General features: G+C 72.1%; 12 protein-coding genes. 1 reads left to right on the top strand and 11 read right to left on the bottom strand.

Annotation, left to right across the window (positions count from 1 at the left end):
• Positions 1-14 precede the first annotated feature (14 nt).
• The 9 genes from ASD33_RS13305 to ASD33_RS13265 all read right to left on the bottom strand — a co-directional run bounded on the left by ASD33_RS13305 (position 15) and on the right by ASD33_RS13265 (position 10,912).
• Complete coding sequence (locus ASD33_RS13305) at positions 15-2,354, bottom strand: molybdopterin cofactor-binding domain-containing protein (protein WP_056558208.1); 2,340 nt, start codon at positions 2,352-2,354, stop codon at positions 15-17.
• Positions 2,351-3,871 carry a (2Fe-2S)-binding protein gene (locus ASD33_RS13300; RefSeq protein ID WP_056558207.1) on the bottom strand — a complete coding sequence of 507 codons (1,521 nt, stop codon included), beginning with the start codon at positions 3,869-3,871 and terminating at the stop codon, positions 2,351-2,353. The genes ASD33_RS13305 and ASD33_RS13300 overlap by 4 nt, the downstream gene beginning before the upstream one ends.
• On the bottom strand, positions 3,868-4,743 hold the full coding sequence (locus tag ASD33_RS13295; protein ID WP_056558204.1) for an FAD binding domain-containing protein: 876 nt from the start codon (positions 4,741-4,743) through the stop codon (positions 3,868-3,870). Before ASD33_RS13295 ends, ASD33_RS13300 begins: the two co-directional genes overlap by 4 nt.
• Positions 4,744-4,968: 225 nt before the next feature.
• A complete protein-coding gene (locus ASD33_RS13290) occupies positions 4,969-6,603 on the bottom strand; it encodes a beta-N-acetylhexosaminidase (protein ID WP_056558202.1) in 1,635 nt (544 codons plus the stop codon).
• Between the two features lie 4 nt (positions 6,604-6,607).
• A complete protein-coding gene (locus ASD33_RS13285; RefSeq protein ID WP_056558200.1) occupies positions 6,608-7,456 on the bottom strand; it encodes a carbohydrate ABC transporter permease in 849 nt (282 codons plus the stop codon).
• Positions 7,453-8,415 carry a sugar ABC transporter permease gene (locus tag ASD33_RS13280; protein ID WP_056558198.1) on the bottom strand — a complete coding sequence of 321 codons (963 nt, stop codon included), beginning with the start codon at positions 8,413-8,415 and terminating at the stop codon, positions 7,453-7,455. The genes ASD33_RS13285 and ASD33_RS13280 overlap by 4 nt, the downstream gene beginning before the upstream one ends.
• 5 nt (positions 8,416-8,420) lie before the next feature.
• The gene (locus ASD33_RS13275; RefSeq protein ID WP_056558196.1) at positions 8,421-9,719 is read right to left on the bottom strand and encodes an extracellular solute-binding protein; all 1,299 of its coding nucleotides are present in this window, start codon (positions 9,717-9,719) and stop codon (positions 8,421-8,423) included.
• A gap of 271 nt (positions 9,720-9,990) precedes the next feature.
• Complete coding sequence (locus ASD33_RS13270) at positions 9,991-10,275, bottom strand: DUF3039 domain-containing protein (protein WP_056558193.1); 285 nt, start codon at positions 10,273-10,275, stop codon at positions 9,991-9,993.
• A gap of 76 nt (positions 10,276-10,351) precedes the next feature.
• Positions 10,352-10,912 carry a YqgE/AlgH family protein gene (locus ASD33_RS13265; RefSeq protein WP_056558191.1) on the bottom strand — a complete coding sequence of 187 codons (561 nt, stop codon included), beginning with the start codon at positions 10,910-10,912 and terminating at the stop codon, positions 10,352-10,354.
• A 286-nt stretch (positions 10,913-11,198) separates the two neighbouring features.
• Here ASD33_RS13265 and murA point away from each other — a divergent pair, with 286 nt between their 5' ends.
• Entirely contained in the window at positions 11,199-12,539 is a 1,341-nt protein-coding gene (murA, locus tag ASD33_RS13260) for a UDP-N-acetylglucosamine 1-carboxyvinyltransferase (protein ID WP_056558188.1), read from the top strand.
• 225 nt (positions 12,540-12,764) lie between these two features.
• Here murA and ASD33_RS13255 read toward each other — a convergent pair whose 3' ends face one another.
• Both ASD33_RS13255 and ASD33_RS13250 read right to left on the bottom strand, forming a co-directional pair.
• Positions 12,765-13,046, bottom strand: a complete 282-nt coding sequence (locus tag ASD33_RS13255) for an HU family DNA-binding protein (protein ID WP_015033921.1) — start codon at positions 13,044-13,046, stop codon at positions 12,765-12,767.
• A gap of 350 nt (positions 13,047-13,396) precedes the next feature.
• Positions 13,397-14,827: an NAD-dependent malic enzyme gene (locus tag ASD33_RS13250; protein ID WP_056558186.1), complete on the bottom strand. Its 1,431-nt coding sequence runs from the start codon at positions 14,825-14,827 to the stop codon at positions 13,397-13,399.
• Positions 14,828-15,208 lie beyond the last annotated feature (381 nt).

Here is a 15,208-nt window from a genome sequence, read left to right as displayed (position 1 = left end):
CGGACATCACATGGTTACGAATTGGGCACGGCGACGGCCGCCTGGGGGCGGATCGGGAGGCGGTTGACCGGGCGGCCCGTCGCCGCGCGTACCGCTGAGGCCACTGCGGCGGGTGAGGTGACGACCGGGATCGCGCTCGCCGCCTTCGCGCCGAAGGGCGCGACCACGTCGCGTTCCTCGACCAGTTTCACGATGCGAATGTCCGGGGCATCCAGGGATGTCGGGAGTGCGTACCCCGTGAAGTCGGGGTGCCGCACCAGACCGCGGGCCGTGCGCAGGTTCTCCGTGAGCGCCGCGCCCACGCCCTGCGTGACGCCCGCCTCGATGCGGGCGTTGAGCTGCGCCGGGTTGAGGATCCGGCCGACGTCCTGCGCGACGGCCATCTCCACCACGCGCACGGCGCCGAGCTCGATGTCCACGTCCACGACCGCGCGGATCGCGCAGAACGCCAGGCCCACGAACGCGTCGCCCTGGCCCGCCTCGTCCAGCGGCTCCGTCGGATGCGGGCGGCACTGGGCCGTGGCCCAGAGTTCCTTGCCGTCCATCGCCTCGGTGACCGTCGTCGAGAGCACCCCGTCGTAGGACGTGATCTTGCCGTCGGTGATCTGGAGGAGCTCCGTCGACATCCCGAACTGGTGGGCCAGCGGCTGGAGGAGCTGCGTGCGGACCATCTTCGCCGCCCGCTCCACCGCCCCGCCCGAGACCCAGGTGTGGCGGCCGTGCGCCGCCGGGCCCGCCGGCGGCTGGTCGGTGTCCACCGGTGCGACGTGCACCTCGTCGATGCCCAGCGTGTCCTGCACGATCTGGCGGGCGAGCGTCGAGAAGCCCGAACCGGTGTCCACCGCCGAGCAGATGACCGTGGCCACGCCGTCCAGGACCCGCACGGTCGCCGTGGAGACCTCGTCGGCGCCCTCCGCGCCCAGCATGTGCACCATGCCCAGCGCGTAGCCCACGCCCCGCCGCACCGCGCCGGGTTCGCCCGCGCCCTCCGGGCCGCCGGGCAGCAGCCAGTCCCCCTCCGGGGTGTCCTTCGGCAGCGCCGGGAGCGGGAAGTCCCGTACGGCCGCCAGGAGTTCGGCCACCGGTGCCGGGCACGTCACCGTCTGCCCGGTGGGCAGGATGTCGCCCGTCGCCATGACGTTCCGCATCCGCAGCTCCGCCGGGTCCACGCCCAGTTTCGCCGCCAGCTTGTCCATCTGCGCCTCGTAGGCCGCGCACACCTGCATCGCGCCCTCGCCCCGCACATGGCCGGACGGCGGGTTGTTCGTACGGACCGCCCAGCCCTCGACGAAGGCGTGCGGGACGACGTACGGGCCGCACGCGAAGGCCACGGCCGCCGCGAGCGACTCCGACGAGGAGTCCGCGTACGCGCCCGCGTCGAGCAGGATCTGCGCCTCCACCTTCACCAGACGCCCTTCCGCGTCCGCGTGGTGCCGGTAGCGCAGCAGGGTCGGGTGCCGGTGCGCGTGGCCGAGGAAGGACTCCTCGCGCGTGGCGGTGAGCTTGACCGGGCAGCCGGTCCGCAGCGCCAGCAGGCCCAGCGGGATCTGGAAGCCCGGGTCCTCGCGGTCTCCGGTCGCGCCCGGGACACCGGTCACGACCAGCTTGACCTGGTCGGCCGGCAGCCCGAAGCAGGCCGCGGCCAGGTCCCGGTCGGTGTGCGGGTCCGTGGACGCGGTGTAGAGCTCCACCCCGCCGTCCGGGCGCGGTACGGCGAGGCCCGCCTCGGCACCGATCGGCGCCGGGTCCTGCCGTCCGATGCGGTACAGGCCCTCCACCACGACCTCGCCGGTCGCGTCCGGGTCCCCGAAGCGCAGCGGGATGTGCCGGATCAGGTTCCCGTCGGGGTGCAGCGCCTCGGCCTCGAACGCCTTCTCCGGGTCGGTCACCGGGTCGAGCACCTCGTACTCGACGGTGATCGCCGCGGCGGCCAGCCGGGCCGTGTCGGGGTGGTCGGCGGCGACGGCGGCGAGCGCCTCGCCGTGGTGCCGGACCAGGTCGGAGGCGAAGACCGGCCGGTCGGCGACCTGCCGCCCGTACGTCGCCGCGCCCGGTACGTCCGCGGCCGTCACCACGGCCCGCACGCCCGGCATCGCCGTCGCGGCGCTCGTGTCGACCGAGACCACGCGCGCGTGGGGGTGCGGGGAACGCAGGATCGCCGCCCACAGCAGGCCCTCGGCCCACAGGTCGGAGGCGTACGGGAAGGTGCCCTCGGTCTTCGCCCGCGCCTCGGCCTGCGGGAGCGAGGTGCCGAGGCCGTGCGGGGGCTGCTCCTGGCCCAGGGGGCCCGCCCCCGCCGGGTCGGACACCGGGACCGGAACCGTGGGAACGGCGGTGGTCGCGTCGCTGCTCACGCCATGCCTCCGTCGTGCGCGTGGGGAATCTGGTGCGGGACACGGGGCTCGTCGGAGCCCTCGTGCGCGGTGGCCGCCGCGCTCGCCTCGCGCTCGGCGACGACGTCCCGTACGGCTTCGAGCACGCCCCGGTAGCCGGAGCAGCGGCACAGGTTGCCGGCGAGCGCCTGACGCGCCTCCAGCTCCGTGGGGGCGTGGTTGCCCTCCAGGAGGTCATGCACCGTCATGCACATGCCGGGGATGCAGAAGCCGCACTGGACCGTGCCGCACTTCGCCATCGCCCGCTGCACGTCGGAGGGTTCGCCGTCGACCGCGAGGCCCTCGACCGTCCGGACCTCGCTCCCGGCCGCGGTCGCGGCCGGGACCAGGCAGGAGGCGACGAGCCGGCCGTCGACCTGCACGTTGCACGCGCCGCACTCGCCCTGCGAGCAGCCGTCCTTGGCCCCGGCGAGCCCGAGCCGCTCGCGCAGCACGTAGAGCAGCGACTCGCCGATCCAGGAACCGGTGACGGGCCGGTCGGCGCCGTTGACCCGGAGGGTGTACGAGGTGTGGGGGTGCTCGTCGCTGTCGGTGGACGCGAAGGCGACGCCCGCGGCGGGCTCGACGACGTCCTCGGGAGGCGCGGGTTCGGAGTCGGGGTCGGGAGCGCCCGGTTCATCGGGCGTCTCGCCGCCGTCCACGACATGAGCGTCGGCGTCGGTTGCGGCGGTGTCCGCGTCCGCGTCCTCCACCGCCTCGGCCGGCTCCTCGGCCGGCTCCTCGTCGGCGACGGTCTCCGCGACCGGCTCCTCCGGCAGCGCCCACGGCGCCGGAGCGCCGCCCGGCAGGGTCGCCGGGGCCTCGGCGTACGGCCTGACGGGCGCGGCGGCGAACTCGCCCTGCTCCGCGCTCCCCTCGACCGCGCCACCCACGCCCGGCACGACCGCGTCCGGTGCGACCGCTTCCGGTACGCCCGCGTCCGTCACGACCTGATCCGGTACGACCGGAATCGACCACTGTCCGGTCGCGCCGGGGTCGACGGCCGGCGCCGCCGCCTCCGTGAAGCGCCACTCGGCGGTCGCGTGCGGGTCCTGCGTCAGGTACTCGGCGTGCCCGGCCTCCCCGGCCCGGCCGACGTCCGCGGGGTGCCCGACCCGGTCCACGTACGCGGGCGGCCTGAACCGCTCCTGCTCCGCGCCAGGGAACGACGTTCCCTGCTCGGCGCCCCCGAACCCCTGCTCCGTCCCCTCGACGTACTCGTTCCCGTCGAAGTACTGCGTCTGCTCCGCCTGCGTCGGCAGATGGACCGTCCACGAGCCCGTCGCCGCCGGGTCCGTCGCCGCCGTCGGGGTGAGGGGCTGGAGCGGGGTGATCATCGGCGGTACGTAGCCGTGGCCCGGCGCCTCCAGCGGGACGCCGTCCAGCATGAAGTCCGGCGGCAGCTGGACGAACGCCGTCGCGTCGCCGTCGTACCCCTCGCTCTGCGGGATCGGCTCCCAGCCGCCCGGGTTCCGGTGCTGCTCTTCGTTGCTGCTCACGACAGTGCCCTCCCCAGTGCCCGTCGGGCGAGTGCGGCGACCGTGCGCCGCAGGTGCAGTACGGCCGGGGGCAACGCTTCGTCGCCCGGCGGGTCCGGGATGCAGGCGGCGGCGACGTACTCGCCGAAGGCCGCCAGCGCCTCCGGGGCGAGGCCCCGGTCGTTGTCCCAGTCCACCAGCGAGGCGATCCAGCGCTCCGCCTCCAGCGGGCGCAGCGGCATCGGGGCGACGGCGCCGACCGCGCAGCGCACCCCGCGCCGGGCCGGGTCGAGGACGACGGCGACGGAGGCGGTGGCGCGGGCCGGGCCGGTGCGGCCGGTGGCCTTGACGAAGACCTGGGGGGCGTGGAGCAGCGGGACGCGGACGAAGGCGACGAGCTCGCCGGGGGCCAGCAGGTCGCGGCCCGCGAGCAGGTGGGAGACGGGGATCTCGCGGGTGCCGAGCGGCCCGAGGACGACGAGGTCGGCCTCCAGGGCGGCGAGGACGGGCAGCGAGTCGCCGGTGGGCGCGGCGGTGACGACGTTGCCGCCGAGGGTGCCGGCGTTGCGGATCTGGGGCGGCCCGGCCGCGCGGGAGGCGGCGGCGAGGGCCGGGATGAGGGCCGCGAAGTCGGGGCGGCCCATCCGGGCGTGGGTGAGGCCCGCGCCGAGGAGGGCGTGGCCGTCCTGGTACTGCCAGCCGCGGATCTCGTTGATGCGGCTCAGGCCGACGAGTCCGGCGGGGCGGAGCTGGCCCTTGTTGACGGCGGCCATCAGGTCGGTGCCACCCGCGACGGGGACGGCGGCCGGCATGGCCGTGAGCGCCGCCACGGCCTCGTCGAGCGAGGCGGGCAGCGTCACGGACTGCGCCGTCTGTGGTGCGTGCGTGGTCAACCCGCTGCCCCTTCCCGGTGTCCCGGTGGTCCCCGACTGTGCCCGGCGGTCCCGCCTGCGTGTGGGCGTACCGTACGTGCTCACAGGCCGGACGTGGCAACTCTGGCACATCTTCCGAGCGGTCCGGCGCGAGGGCCCGCGAAGGACTGTTCCGTCCGGGACGCCCCGAGGAGCGACGGTAACTTCCGTTTCGCCGCTCTTGGGTGAAGGGGGATGTCGGGTCCCTCACACGATCGGGGGCGTCCCTTCCAGGGGGCGCCCGAGGACCCCGGGGCGCCGCTGCCGGGGGTGGGGTCCGGCGGGCGGCCGGTAGTCGACGCCGAGGGCGTCCAGGCGGCGGTAGTGGGTGCGCATCCGGCGCTCGAAGGCCGGGTAGTCGCGCGCCGCCGGCGCGGGGAGCGCGGACCAGGCGACCTCGGCGAAGGCGGCGAGGCGGGGGAAGACCTGGTAGTCGACGCGGGAGCGGTTCTCCATGACCTCGGTCCAGACGTTGGCCTGGGTTCCCAGGATGTGGGCGGCGGCCTCGGGCGAGAGGCCCGGCGGGACGGGCTCGAAGCGGTAGACGTCCTCCAGGGTGCGGACGTACCCGATGGGCATCGGTTCGTCCTCGCCCGGCGCCTGACGGTGGTCCAGGTAGACCTGCTGCTCGGGGCACATGACGACGTCGTGGCCGGCCTCGGCGGCGGCGATGCCGCCTCCGTACCCCCGCCAGGACGAGACGGCGGCGCCGTCCGCGAGGCCGCCCTCCAGGATCTCGTCCCAGCCGATGAGGCGGCGTCCGCGCGCGGTCAGCCAGCGGTCGAAGTGGCGGATGAACCAGGACTGGAGGCCGTCCTCGTCGCCCACTCCCAGTTCCTCGATGCGGGCCTGGGCGGCCGGGGAGGCCTTCCACTGGTCCTTGGGGCACTCGTCGCCGCCGACGTGGACGAAGGTCGAGGGGAAGAGGTCGAGGACCTCCTCGAAGACGCCCTCGTAGAAGCGCAGGACGGCCTCGGTGGGGGCGAGGACGTTGGGGTTGACGCCCCAGGTGTCCCAGACGGTGAGGGCGGTGGTGTCGACGACGTCGGTGTTGCCGAGTTCGGGGTAGGCGGCGATGGCGGCCTGCGAGTGGCCGGGGAGGTCGATCTCGGGGACGACGGTGATGTGCCGCTCGGCGGCGTACGCGACGATCTCGCGGATGTCGTCCTGGGTGTAGAACCCGCCGTGCGGGGTGTCGTCCCAGAGCGGCGAGGCGCGGTGGCCCCACTTGCTGCGGGCCCGCCAGGAACCCGCTTCGGTGAGCCGGGGGTGGCGTTTGATCTCGATGCGCCAGCCCTGGTCGTCGGTGAGGTGGAAGTGGAAGACGTTGAGCTTGTGGGCGGCGAGGAGGTCGAGGTAGCGCAGGACGTCGTCCTTGGGCAGGAAGTGCCGGGAGACGTCGAGGAGGAGGCCGCGCCAGGCGAAGCGGGGGGCGTCCTCGATGGTCTGCGCGATCAGGCCCGCGACCGGCTTCGCCTTCAGCGGCGCCGCGCGGAAGGCGTCGGGGCCGAGGAGCTGCCGCAGCGTCTGGGCGCCCCAGAACACTCCGGCGGGACCGCCGCCGGTGATCTCGACGACGTCGTTGATCACGACGTCGAGCCGGTACGCCTCGGGAGCGAGGGTGTCGTCGATGCGCAGCCGGACGCTGTTGGTGGCGTTCTCGTCGGCCGTGTCCCGCAGCGGGAGCGCGAAGGCCGCGCCGAGCGTGGTGCGCAGCCAGCGTGCGGTGCTCTCGGTGCCGGGGGCGGCGCTCAGGGTGGTCCGCTTGTTCAGGAGGAAGCCGCAGCGGTACGGCCCCTCCACGCGCGCGGGGGCCGGGATCAGGTCCATGGGGTGGGTCATCGCGTCAGTCCTTCACCGCCCCGCCCAGTCCCGAGACCAGGCGGCGCTGTACGAGTACGAAGAAGACGAGCACCGGGATCGTCATCACGGTCGACCCGGCCATGATTCCTCCCCAGTCGTTCTCGTCGGGCTTGAAGAAGACGAGCAGGGCCATCGGGAGGGTCGACTGCGAGGTGTCGCTGATGAGGAAGGACTTCGCGAAGAGGAAGTCGTTCCAGGTGGAGATGAACGAGAAGACGCTGGTCGCGACCAGTCCGGGGAGGACCAGCGGGAAGAGGATCTGCCAGAGGAAGCGGGTACGGCTCGCGCCGTCGATCTGGGCCTGTTCCTCCAGCGCCTCCGGGACCGCCTTCACGAAGCCGCGCAGCATCCAGATCGCGAAGGGCAGCGAGAAGGCGATGTGCGGCAGGATCAGCGAGCCGAGGGTGTTGAGTTGGCCGAAGTCCCGCATGAGGAAGAACAGCGGGATGGTCAGGGCCTCGACCGGCACCATCTGGGCGATGAGGAACATGATCAGGAGCGTCGTCCGGAACCGGAAGCGGAACCGGGTGACGGCCGTCGCCGCCAGGAAGGCGATGAGGGCGGAGGCGAGGACGACCGTGCCCGCCACGATCAGCGAGTTGAGGAAGTAGCCGCCGAAATCCTGCTGTTCGAAGACCCGCCGGAACGAGTCGAGCGACGGGGAGAGCGTCCACGGCCGGGGTTCGGTGGACTGGATCTCGCCGGCGGGCTTGAAGGCCGAGAGGACCATCCAGTAGAGCGGGAAGGCGACGACGGCGGCGACGAGCAGGGTGACGGCCTCGGCGGCGAGCCGTCCGGGGCGCCGGATGCGGAAGGCGTTCGGGGCGCTCACAGTTCTTCTCCCTGGCGTCGCAGCAGCCGCAGGTACACCAGCGTCACGGCCAGCAGGATCAGCAGCATGACGACGCCGATCGCCGAGCCCAGGCTGTACTGGGACGAGGCGAACGCCTTCTGGTAGGCGTACACGTTGAGGACGAGGTTCTGGCCGGCGATGCCGCCGCCGTTCGTCATCACGTAGATCTGGGTGAAGAGCTTGAAGTCCCAGATGATCGACTGGATCGTGACGACGACCAGGATCGGCCGGAGCACCGGCGCCATGACCGAGCGCCAGATCCGCCACTGCGAGGCGCCGTCGAGGGCGGCGGCCTCCAGGACCTCGGACGGGATCGCCCTGATGCCCGCGTAGACGGTGACCATCACGAACGGGAACGAGCACCAGACGACTTCGAGGAGGACGAGGGCGAAGGCGCTGTACCGCCCGTACGTCCAGGAGAGGTCGCCGAGTCCGAGCAGCCGGTTGACGGGGCCGAAGTCGGGGTCGAAGAGGAAGACCCAGACGGTGGAGCCGGTGACCGCGGGCGTCGCCCAGGCGCCGAGCGCGGCCACCATCAGGACCAGCCGGGGCAGGGCGCGCACGCGGGTGAGGAGGACGGCGAGGGCGCAGCCGACGGCGAGCGTGCTGACGACGCAGGCGGCGGCGAACAGGACGGTGGCGAGGAGGACCTGTCCGAACTGGGGGTCGGAGAAGAGGGCCGTGTAGTTGCCGAAGCCCTTGAAGGTGGTGGGGTCGCCGCCGCTGACCTGGGCCTGGGTGTACTCCAGGAAGGAGATCAGGCCGAGTTGGTAGACGGGGTAGACGAGGAGCCCGCCGAGGACGACGAGGGCGGGCAGGAGGTACAGCCAGGGGGTCCACGGGCGGTGGCCCCTGGGGCCACCGCGCCGTGCGGGTGGGGGGGCCGGGGGCGCGGTCGCGTCCGGCCGCTTCTCGGGAGCGGCGAGCGGGGTCGTCATGCGGCTCAGCCCGCCGGGGCGAAGGCCGCGTCCATCTTCTTCGCCGCGTCGTCGGCCGCCGCCTTGACGTCCTTTCGGCCGCTGACGACCTCCTGGAACATCGTGGGCAGGACGAGGCCGGCGTCGATCTGGCCCCAGCCGGGGGACGCGGGGACGAACCTGGTGCCGGCGCCGAGGGTGTCGATGAAGGGCTTCACGAAGGGCCGGCGCTGCGCGGCGGCGGCCCGGACGTCGGTGTACGTGGGCAGGAAGCCCATGGCGTCGAAGAGCGCGCCCTGGGTCTCCTTGCCGGTGAGGGACTTGAGGAGGTCGACGGCGAGGGTGCGGTGGGAGGTGCTCCTGAGGACGCCGATGTTGTTGCCGCCGGCGAAGGCGGGGGCGATGGAGCCGGGTGTGGTGCCAGGGAGCGGGACGACGGCGTACTTGCCCTTGACGGTGCCGGCCTCGACGGCCGCGTGGCTGAAGTCGCCGCCGATGGCCATGGCGGCCTTGCCGGAGGCGAAGGCGGTGACGGTGGCGTTGCCGCCCATCTGGGCGCACTTGGCGGCGGGGCAGTTGTCGTCGCCGAAGAGCGAGGTGTACGTGGCGATGCCCTTGAGGGCGGCCTCGCTGTTGACGGCGGCCTTGTACGAGTCGCCGTCCGGGGTGGCGAGTTCGCCGCCGGCCGCCCAGACGAAGGGCATGGCGCCGTAGGTGTAGGCGCCGCCGACGGCGATGCCGTACAGCTCGGGCTTCGCCTTGCGGATCCTCTTGGCGGTGGTGACCAGCTCGGCCTGGCTCCTGGGTGCGGCGAGGCCGAGTTCGCCGAACACGTCGGTGCGGTAGTAGAGCGCGCGGACGCCGACGAAGAGCGGGGCGCCGTAGACCTTGCCGCCGACGGTGACGGACCGCTTCGCGGTGGGGTCGGTGTCCTTCGCCTCGTCCCAGGCGCCGAACTCGGCGCTGATGTCGGCGAGTCCGCCGTCCTTGACGTATCCGGCGGTGTCGGTGTTGCCGTACTCGATGAGGTCGGGGGCGGACGCGGGGTCGTTGAAGGCGGCCTTGACGCGCTGGGCGCGGGTCTCGACGGGGATGTACTCGACCTCGACCTCCGTGCCCCCGTGGCTCTTCTCGAAGGCGGCGACGGCCCGGTCGACGACCTGTTCCTTGGGCTTGTTGCCGACCTCCTGGAAGAGCCAGACCCGCAGGGTGCCGGACTTCTCGTCCGTCGTGGCACGGCCGTCGGACGTCTGGGGCGCGCAGGCGGTGGCGGTGAGGCCGGCCAGCAGGAGTGCGGTGGCGGCGAGGCGCACGGAATGCTTCATGAAACGGTTCCCCTCCGAGCATGCGTTGCAACATGCGCAATGAGCGTTTCGTACTGCACAACACGCGTGAGGTTAGGCGTGCCTCCGGCGGCCCGACAAGAGGTCTCGACCACTTCAACCACTCTGTGACCGCCGGAAGCACCCCGTGCAACGGAACCGTGAGCCCGGGGCGGCCCGGAGAGCCCGGCCGGACAAACGGAACGGCCCCCGCCGCGCATGCCGAAGCACGCACGGCGGGGGCCGTCACCGACTACCCCGACGTCAGGACCGCTTACTTGTCCTTGCCGCCCTTGTCCTTGTCGCCACCGGCGCCCATGGAGTCGTAGATCTCCTTGCACATCGGACAGACCGGGTACTTCTTGGGGTCGCGCCCCGGCACCCAGACCTTTCCGCACAGCGCCACGACGGGCGTGCCGTCGAGGGCGCTCGCCATGATCTTGTCCTTCTGGACGTAATGGGCGTAGCGCTCGTGGTCGCCGTCACCGTGGGACACCTGCGGCGTCGGCTCGACGAGGGTTCCCGTACCTGCCCCGCGCTCGGGCTCGAGAGTGCTCATAACCGCCAAGGGTACTGAAAGCCGGGGCCCCGGGTTGACCCACGGCCGGGCCCCCCGGCCGAGGGGCGGGCCGGCCTCAGTTGAGGGACGGGTCGTCGGGGTAGGTCGCGATCATCGCGAGTTCGCCGCGCTGCCGCCGGAGCACCTGCCGCCAGAGCGTCTCGGGGCGGGGCGAGGAGACGTCGCCGGGCTCCGACTCGACCACGTACCAGGCCCCGTCGCCGAGCTCGGTCTCCAGCTGGCCGGGGCCCCAGCCCGCGTACCCGGCGAAGATCCGCAGCGAGCCGAGGGCGGGTCCGAGCAGCTCGGGCGGGGTCTCCAGATCGACGAGACCGATCGCCCCGTACACCCGCCGCCAGCCGAGCGGGCCCTCGTCACCGGGGATCACGGCGACGCCGAGGGCGGCGTCGAGGGAGACGGGTCCGCCCTGGAAGACGACGCCGGGTTCGCCGGCGAGTCCGGCCCAGGGGGCGAGGATGTCACCGACGGTCACGGGCGTCGGCCGGTTGAGGACCACGCCGAGCGAGCCCTCGTCGTCGTGGTCGAGCAGCAGCACCACCGCGCGGTCGAAATTCGGGTCCGCCAGCGCGGGGGTGGCGACGAGCAGCCGTCCTGTGAGCGAGGACACCTCGGTCATGCGACACATGATCTCGCATCTTCGGCGTTCGCGTGGGTCATCGGGCACGACGGGAGCGCGGCGGCGGGAAGTCGACGGCCTTCGCAGATCAGGAGGGCGCGGGCGGCCGTCCGGCCCGGGCGAACCGGCCCAAGCGGACGGTGACGCTCCGCAAGATCACGGGAACAGAGGGTGTTGTGCCGAATTCATTACATCTGACAGACCCCCCGAGGCATCCGATCGGGGTCTCATGGACCTTTACCCTTTTCTCTGGCCACCCGACCGACCCCACCGGAACGCGAGATTCATGACCGGCACAGACGATGTCCTGCTTGTCCACGGCGGAACCCCGCTGGAGGGCGAGATCCGCGTCCGCGGCGCGAAGAACCTCGTGCCCAAGGCGATGGTCGCCGCCCTGCTCGGCAGCGGCCCAAGCCGGCTGCGCAATGTGCCCGACATCCGTGACGTCCGCGTGGTCCGCGGACTGCTCCAGCTGCACGGGGTGACGGTCCGTCCGGGCGAGGAGCCCGGCGAGCTCGTCCTCGACCCGACGCACGTCGAGTCCGCGAACGTCGCCGACATCGACGCCCACGCCGGCTCGTCCCGCATCCCGATCCTCTTCTGCGGCCCGCTGCTGCACCGCCTCGGCCACGCGTTCATCCCGGGCCTGGGCGGCTGCGACATCGGCGGCCGGCCCATCGACTTCCACTTCGACGTGCTGCGCCGGTTCGGCGCCACCATCGAGAAGCGGGAGGGCGGGCAGTACCTGGAGGCCCCGCAGCGCCTTCGCGGCTGCAAGATCCGGCTGCCGTACCCCTCGGTCGGCTCGACCGAGCAGGTGCTGCTCACGGCGGTGCTCGCCGAGGGCGTCACCGAGCTGTCGAACGCCGCCGTGGAGCCCGAGATCGAGGACCTCATCTGCGTCCTGCAGAAGATGGGCGCGATCATCTCCATGGACACCGACCGGACCATCCGGATCACCGGTGTCGACCGCCTCGACGGCTACACCCACCGGGCGCTCCCGGACCGCCTGGAGGCGGCCTCCTGGGCGTCGGCGGCGCTGGCGACCGAGGGCAACATCTACGTGCGCGGCGCCCAGCAGCGCTCGATGATGACCTTCCTCAACACCTTCCGCCGGGTCGGTGGCGCCTTCGAGATCGACGACGAGGGCATCCGCTTCTGGCACCCGGGCGGCTCGCTCAACGCCATCGCCCTGGAGACGGACGTGCACCCCGGCTTCCAGACGGACTGGCAGCAGCCGCTGGTGGTGGCCCTGACGCAGGCCTCCGGCCTCTCCATCGTCCACGAGACGGTGTACGAGTCCCGGCTCGGCTTCACGTCCGCGCTCAACCAGATGGGTGCGCACATCCAGCTGTACGCCGAGTGCCTGGGCGGCTCCGACTGCCGCTTCGGCCAGCGCAACTTCCTGCACTCGGCGGTCGTGTCCGGCCCGACGAAGCTGCAGGGCGCCGACCTGGTCATCCCCGACCTGCGCGGCGGCTTCTCGTACCTGATCGCGGCGCTCGCGGCCCAGGGCACCTCCCGGGTGCACGGCATCGACCTGATCAACCGCGGCTACGAGAACTTCATGGAGAAGCTCGTCGAGCTGGGCGCGAAGGTCGAGCTCCCGGGCAGCGCGCTGGTGTAGTGCCTGCGGGCCCCTCGGGGCCCCGTCACGGCACCTCGGACCCCCGCGGGCCCTGCCGAGGGGCCCGCACGGGCCTGTACGAGCCCCGCACGGGCCCGCACGAGCCCCGCACAGGCCCGTACAGCCCCGCACAGGCCCGTACGAGCCCATACGAAAGGGCGGCCACCCCCTGACAGGGTGGCCGCCCTTTCTGCGCCTCCAGGCCGCTTACGCGCCCTCGTGGCCTTACTTGCCCTTGGCGGCTTCCTTGAGCTTCGAGCCCGCGGAGACCTTCACGCTGTAGCCGGCCGGGATGTCGATCGGGTCGCCGGTCTGCGGGTTACGAGCGGTGCGAGCGGCACGGTGGGTGCGCTCGAAGGTCAGGAAGCCGGGGATGGTGACCTTCTCGTCGCCCTTGGCGACGACCTCTCCGACGGTCTCGGCGAGAGCGGCCAGCACGGCGTCGGCGTCCTTGCGGGTCACCTCGGCGCGGTCGGCCAGGGCGGCCACCAGCTCACTGCGGTTCATGTTGTTACTCCCGTGTTCTTCTTGCCTGTGAGGCGTGCCACGCGGCGGAAGCCGCGTGATTGGGTACAGCGAAGCCGATGCTGCCAGGGCCTTCGGACAGTCCCCGGACCCGGGTCTAATGACAGACCCTCGCGCCCAAACACGCATCCTGCCCCCACCAGCGGCGGGAACGCCAATCCGGCACCCCCTCGGGTCACACGAAAAACGCCAGAGCCCCGTGGTGGTGACGTTCTGTCGACTCCACGAAAACCATGCGGAGCCGAAAAGCCACCCTAAAGGCGGGTTTACGGCTCCGCGAATCGCGACGCGCCGTCAGCGGGGGCTGTCGGCGCCCGCCCTGGCGTCCGTCGTCAGCGCCCGGTCGCCGCCGGGCCGCCGGCCGCGGCCTTCGCCGCGTTGCGGACCGCTCCCGCGACCGCGCCCGCGACCTTGTCGTTGAAGACCGACGGGATGATGTAGTTCGGGTTCAGCTCGTCCTCGGTGACGACGTCGGCGAGGGCCGTGGCGGCCGCCAGCATCATCTCGGTGTTGACCGTACGGGACTGGGCGTCGAGGAGCCCGCGGAAGACACCCGGGAAGACCAGCACGTTGTTGATCTGGTTCGGGAAGTCCGAGCGGCCGGTGGCGACGACGGCGGCCGTCTGGCGCGCGGCGGCCGGGTCGACCTCCGGGTCGGGGTTCGCGAGCGCGAACACGATCGCGCCCTCCGCCATCGCGGCGACGTCCGCCGCGCCGAGCAGGTTGGGGGCCGAGACGCCGATGAAGACGTCCGCGCCGACCACGGCCTGCTTGAGGGTGCCGGTGACGCCCTCGGGGTTGGTGTTGTCGGCGATCCAGCGCAGTGGCGAGTCGGCCGGGGCGTCCACGAGGTCCTCGCGGCCGGCGTGCACGACGCCCTGGATGTCGGCGACGACGGCGTGCTTGACGCCCGCCGCGATCAGCAGCTTCAGGATGGCCGTACCGGCGGCGCCGGCGCCGGACATGACGACCCGTACGTCGCCGATGCCCTTGTTCACCACGCGCAGGGCGTTGGTGAGGGCGGCGAGGACCACGATGGCGGTGCCGTGCTGGTCGTCGTGGAAGACGGGGATGTCGAGGGCCTCGCGCAGCCGGGCCTCGATCTCGAAGCAGCGCGGCGCGGAGATGTCCTCCAGGTTGATGCCCGCGAAGCCGGGGGCGATGGCCTTGACGATCGCGACGATCTCGTCGGTGTCCTGGGTGTCCAGGCAGAGCGGCCAGGCGTCGATGTCGGCGAAGCGCTTGAAGAGGGCCGCCTTGCCCTCCATGACCGGCATCGCGGCCATCGGGCCGATGTTGCCGAGGCCGAGGACGGCGGAGCCGTCGGTGACGACGGCGACGGTGTTGCGCTTGATGGTGAGGCGGCGGGCGTCCTCGGGGTTCTCGGCGATGGCCATGCACACGCGGGCGACGCCCGGGGTGTAGATCATGGAGAGGTCGTCGCGGTTGCGGATGGGGTGCTTGGACGCCATCTCGATCTTGCCGCCGAGGTGCATCAGGAACGTACGGTCGGAGACCTTGCCGAGGACGACGCCCTCGATGGTGCGCAGCTGCTCGACGATCTCGTCGGCGTGCGCGGTGGAGGTCGCGGCGATCGTGACGTCGATGCGGAGCTTCTCGTGGCCGGAGGCGGTCACGTCGAGGCCGGTGACGGATCCGCCGTGGGACTCCACCGCCGTGGTGAGCTGGGAGACCGCGGTCCCGCTCGCGGGAACCTCCAGCCGGACCGTCATCGAGTACGAGACGCTGGGCGCCGTTGCCATGGCCGACTTCCTCTGCTTTCCCTGAGCTTCGTTGCTACGCCGCCCCGGCTGGTTGCCCGGCGGCGCCCTCCGATGGTCGCACCTACCTGCCGGTAGCAGGTAATGCGGTCATTTTGTTTTCGGAAAGTAGTTTCCACCATACGAGAAGCGTGGGGGAAACAGAAGAGGCCCCCGTCACCGGAGGTGACAGGGGCCTCGACTTCGTACATACGTCTAAGTGGCACCGACCCGCCATGCTCGCCTCGCGGCAAGTGGTCCCTCAAAGGGACGAAGGTTGGGCCCGGGGGCTTGGATCGAGCCGGTGCCACGACAAGGCTAACAAACCACCCTGGCTGGTGATTCCAGCGCCACAGGTTGACCGGAAATCGGCCTCTTGCGCCC

It is taken from the genome of Streptomyces sp. Root1304 (genome assembly GCF_001426405.1).
GTDB lineage: Bacteria > Actinomycetota > Actinomycetes > Streptomycetales > Streptomycetaceae > Streptomyces.
Note: the sequence above shows the minus strand (reverse complement) of the source record. Positions and strands in the feature narration are given on the sequence as shown.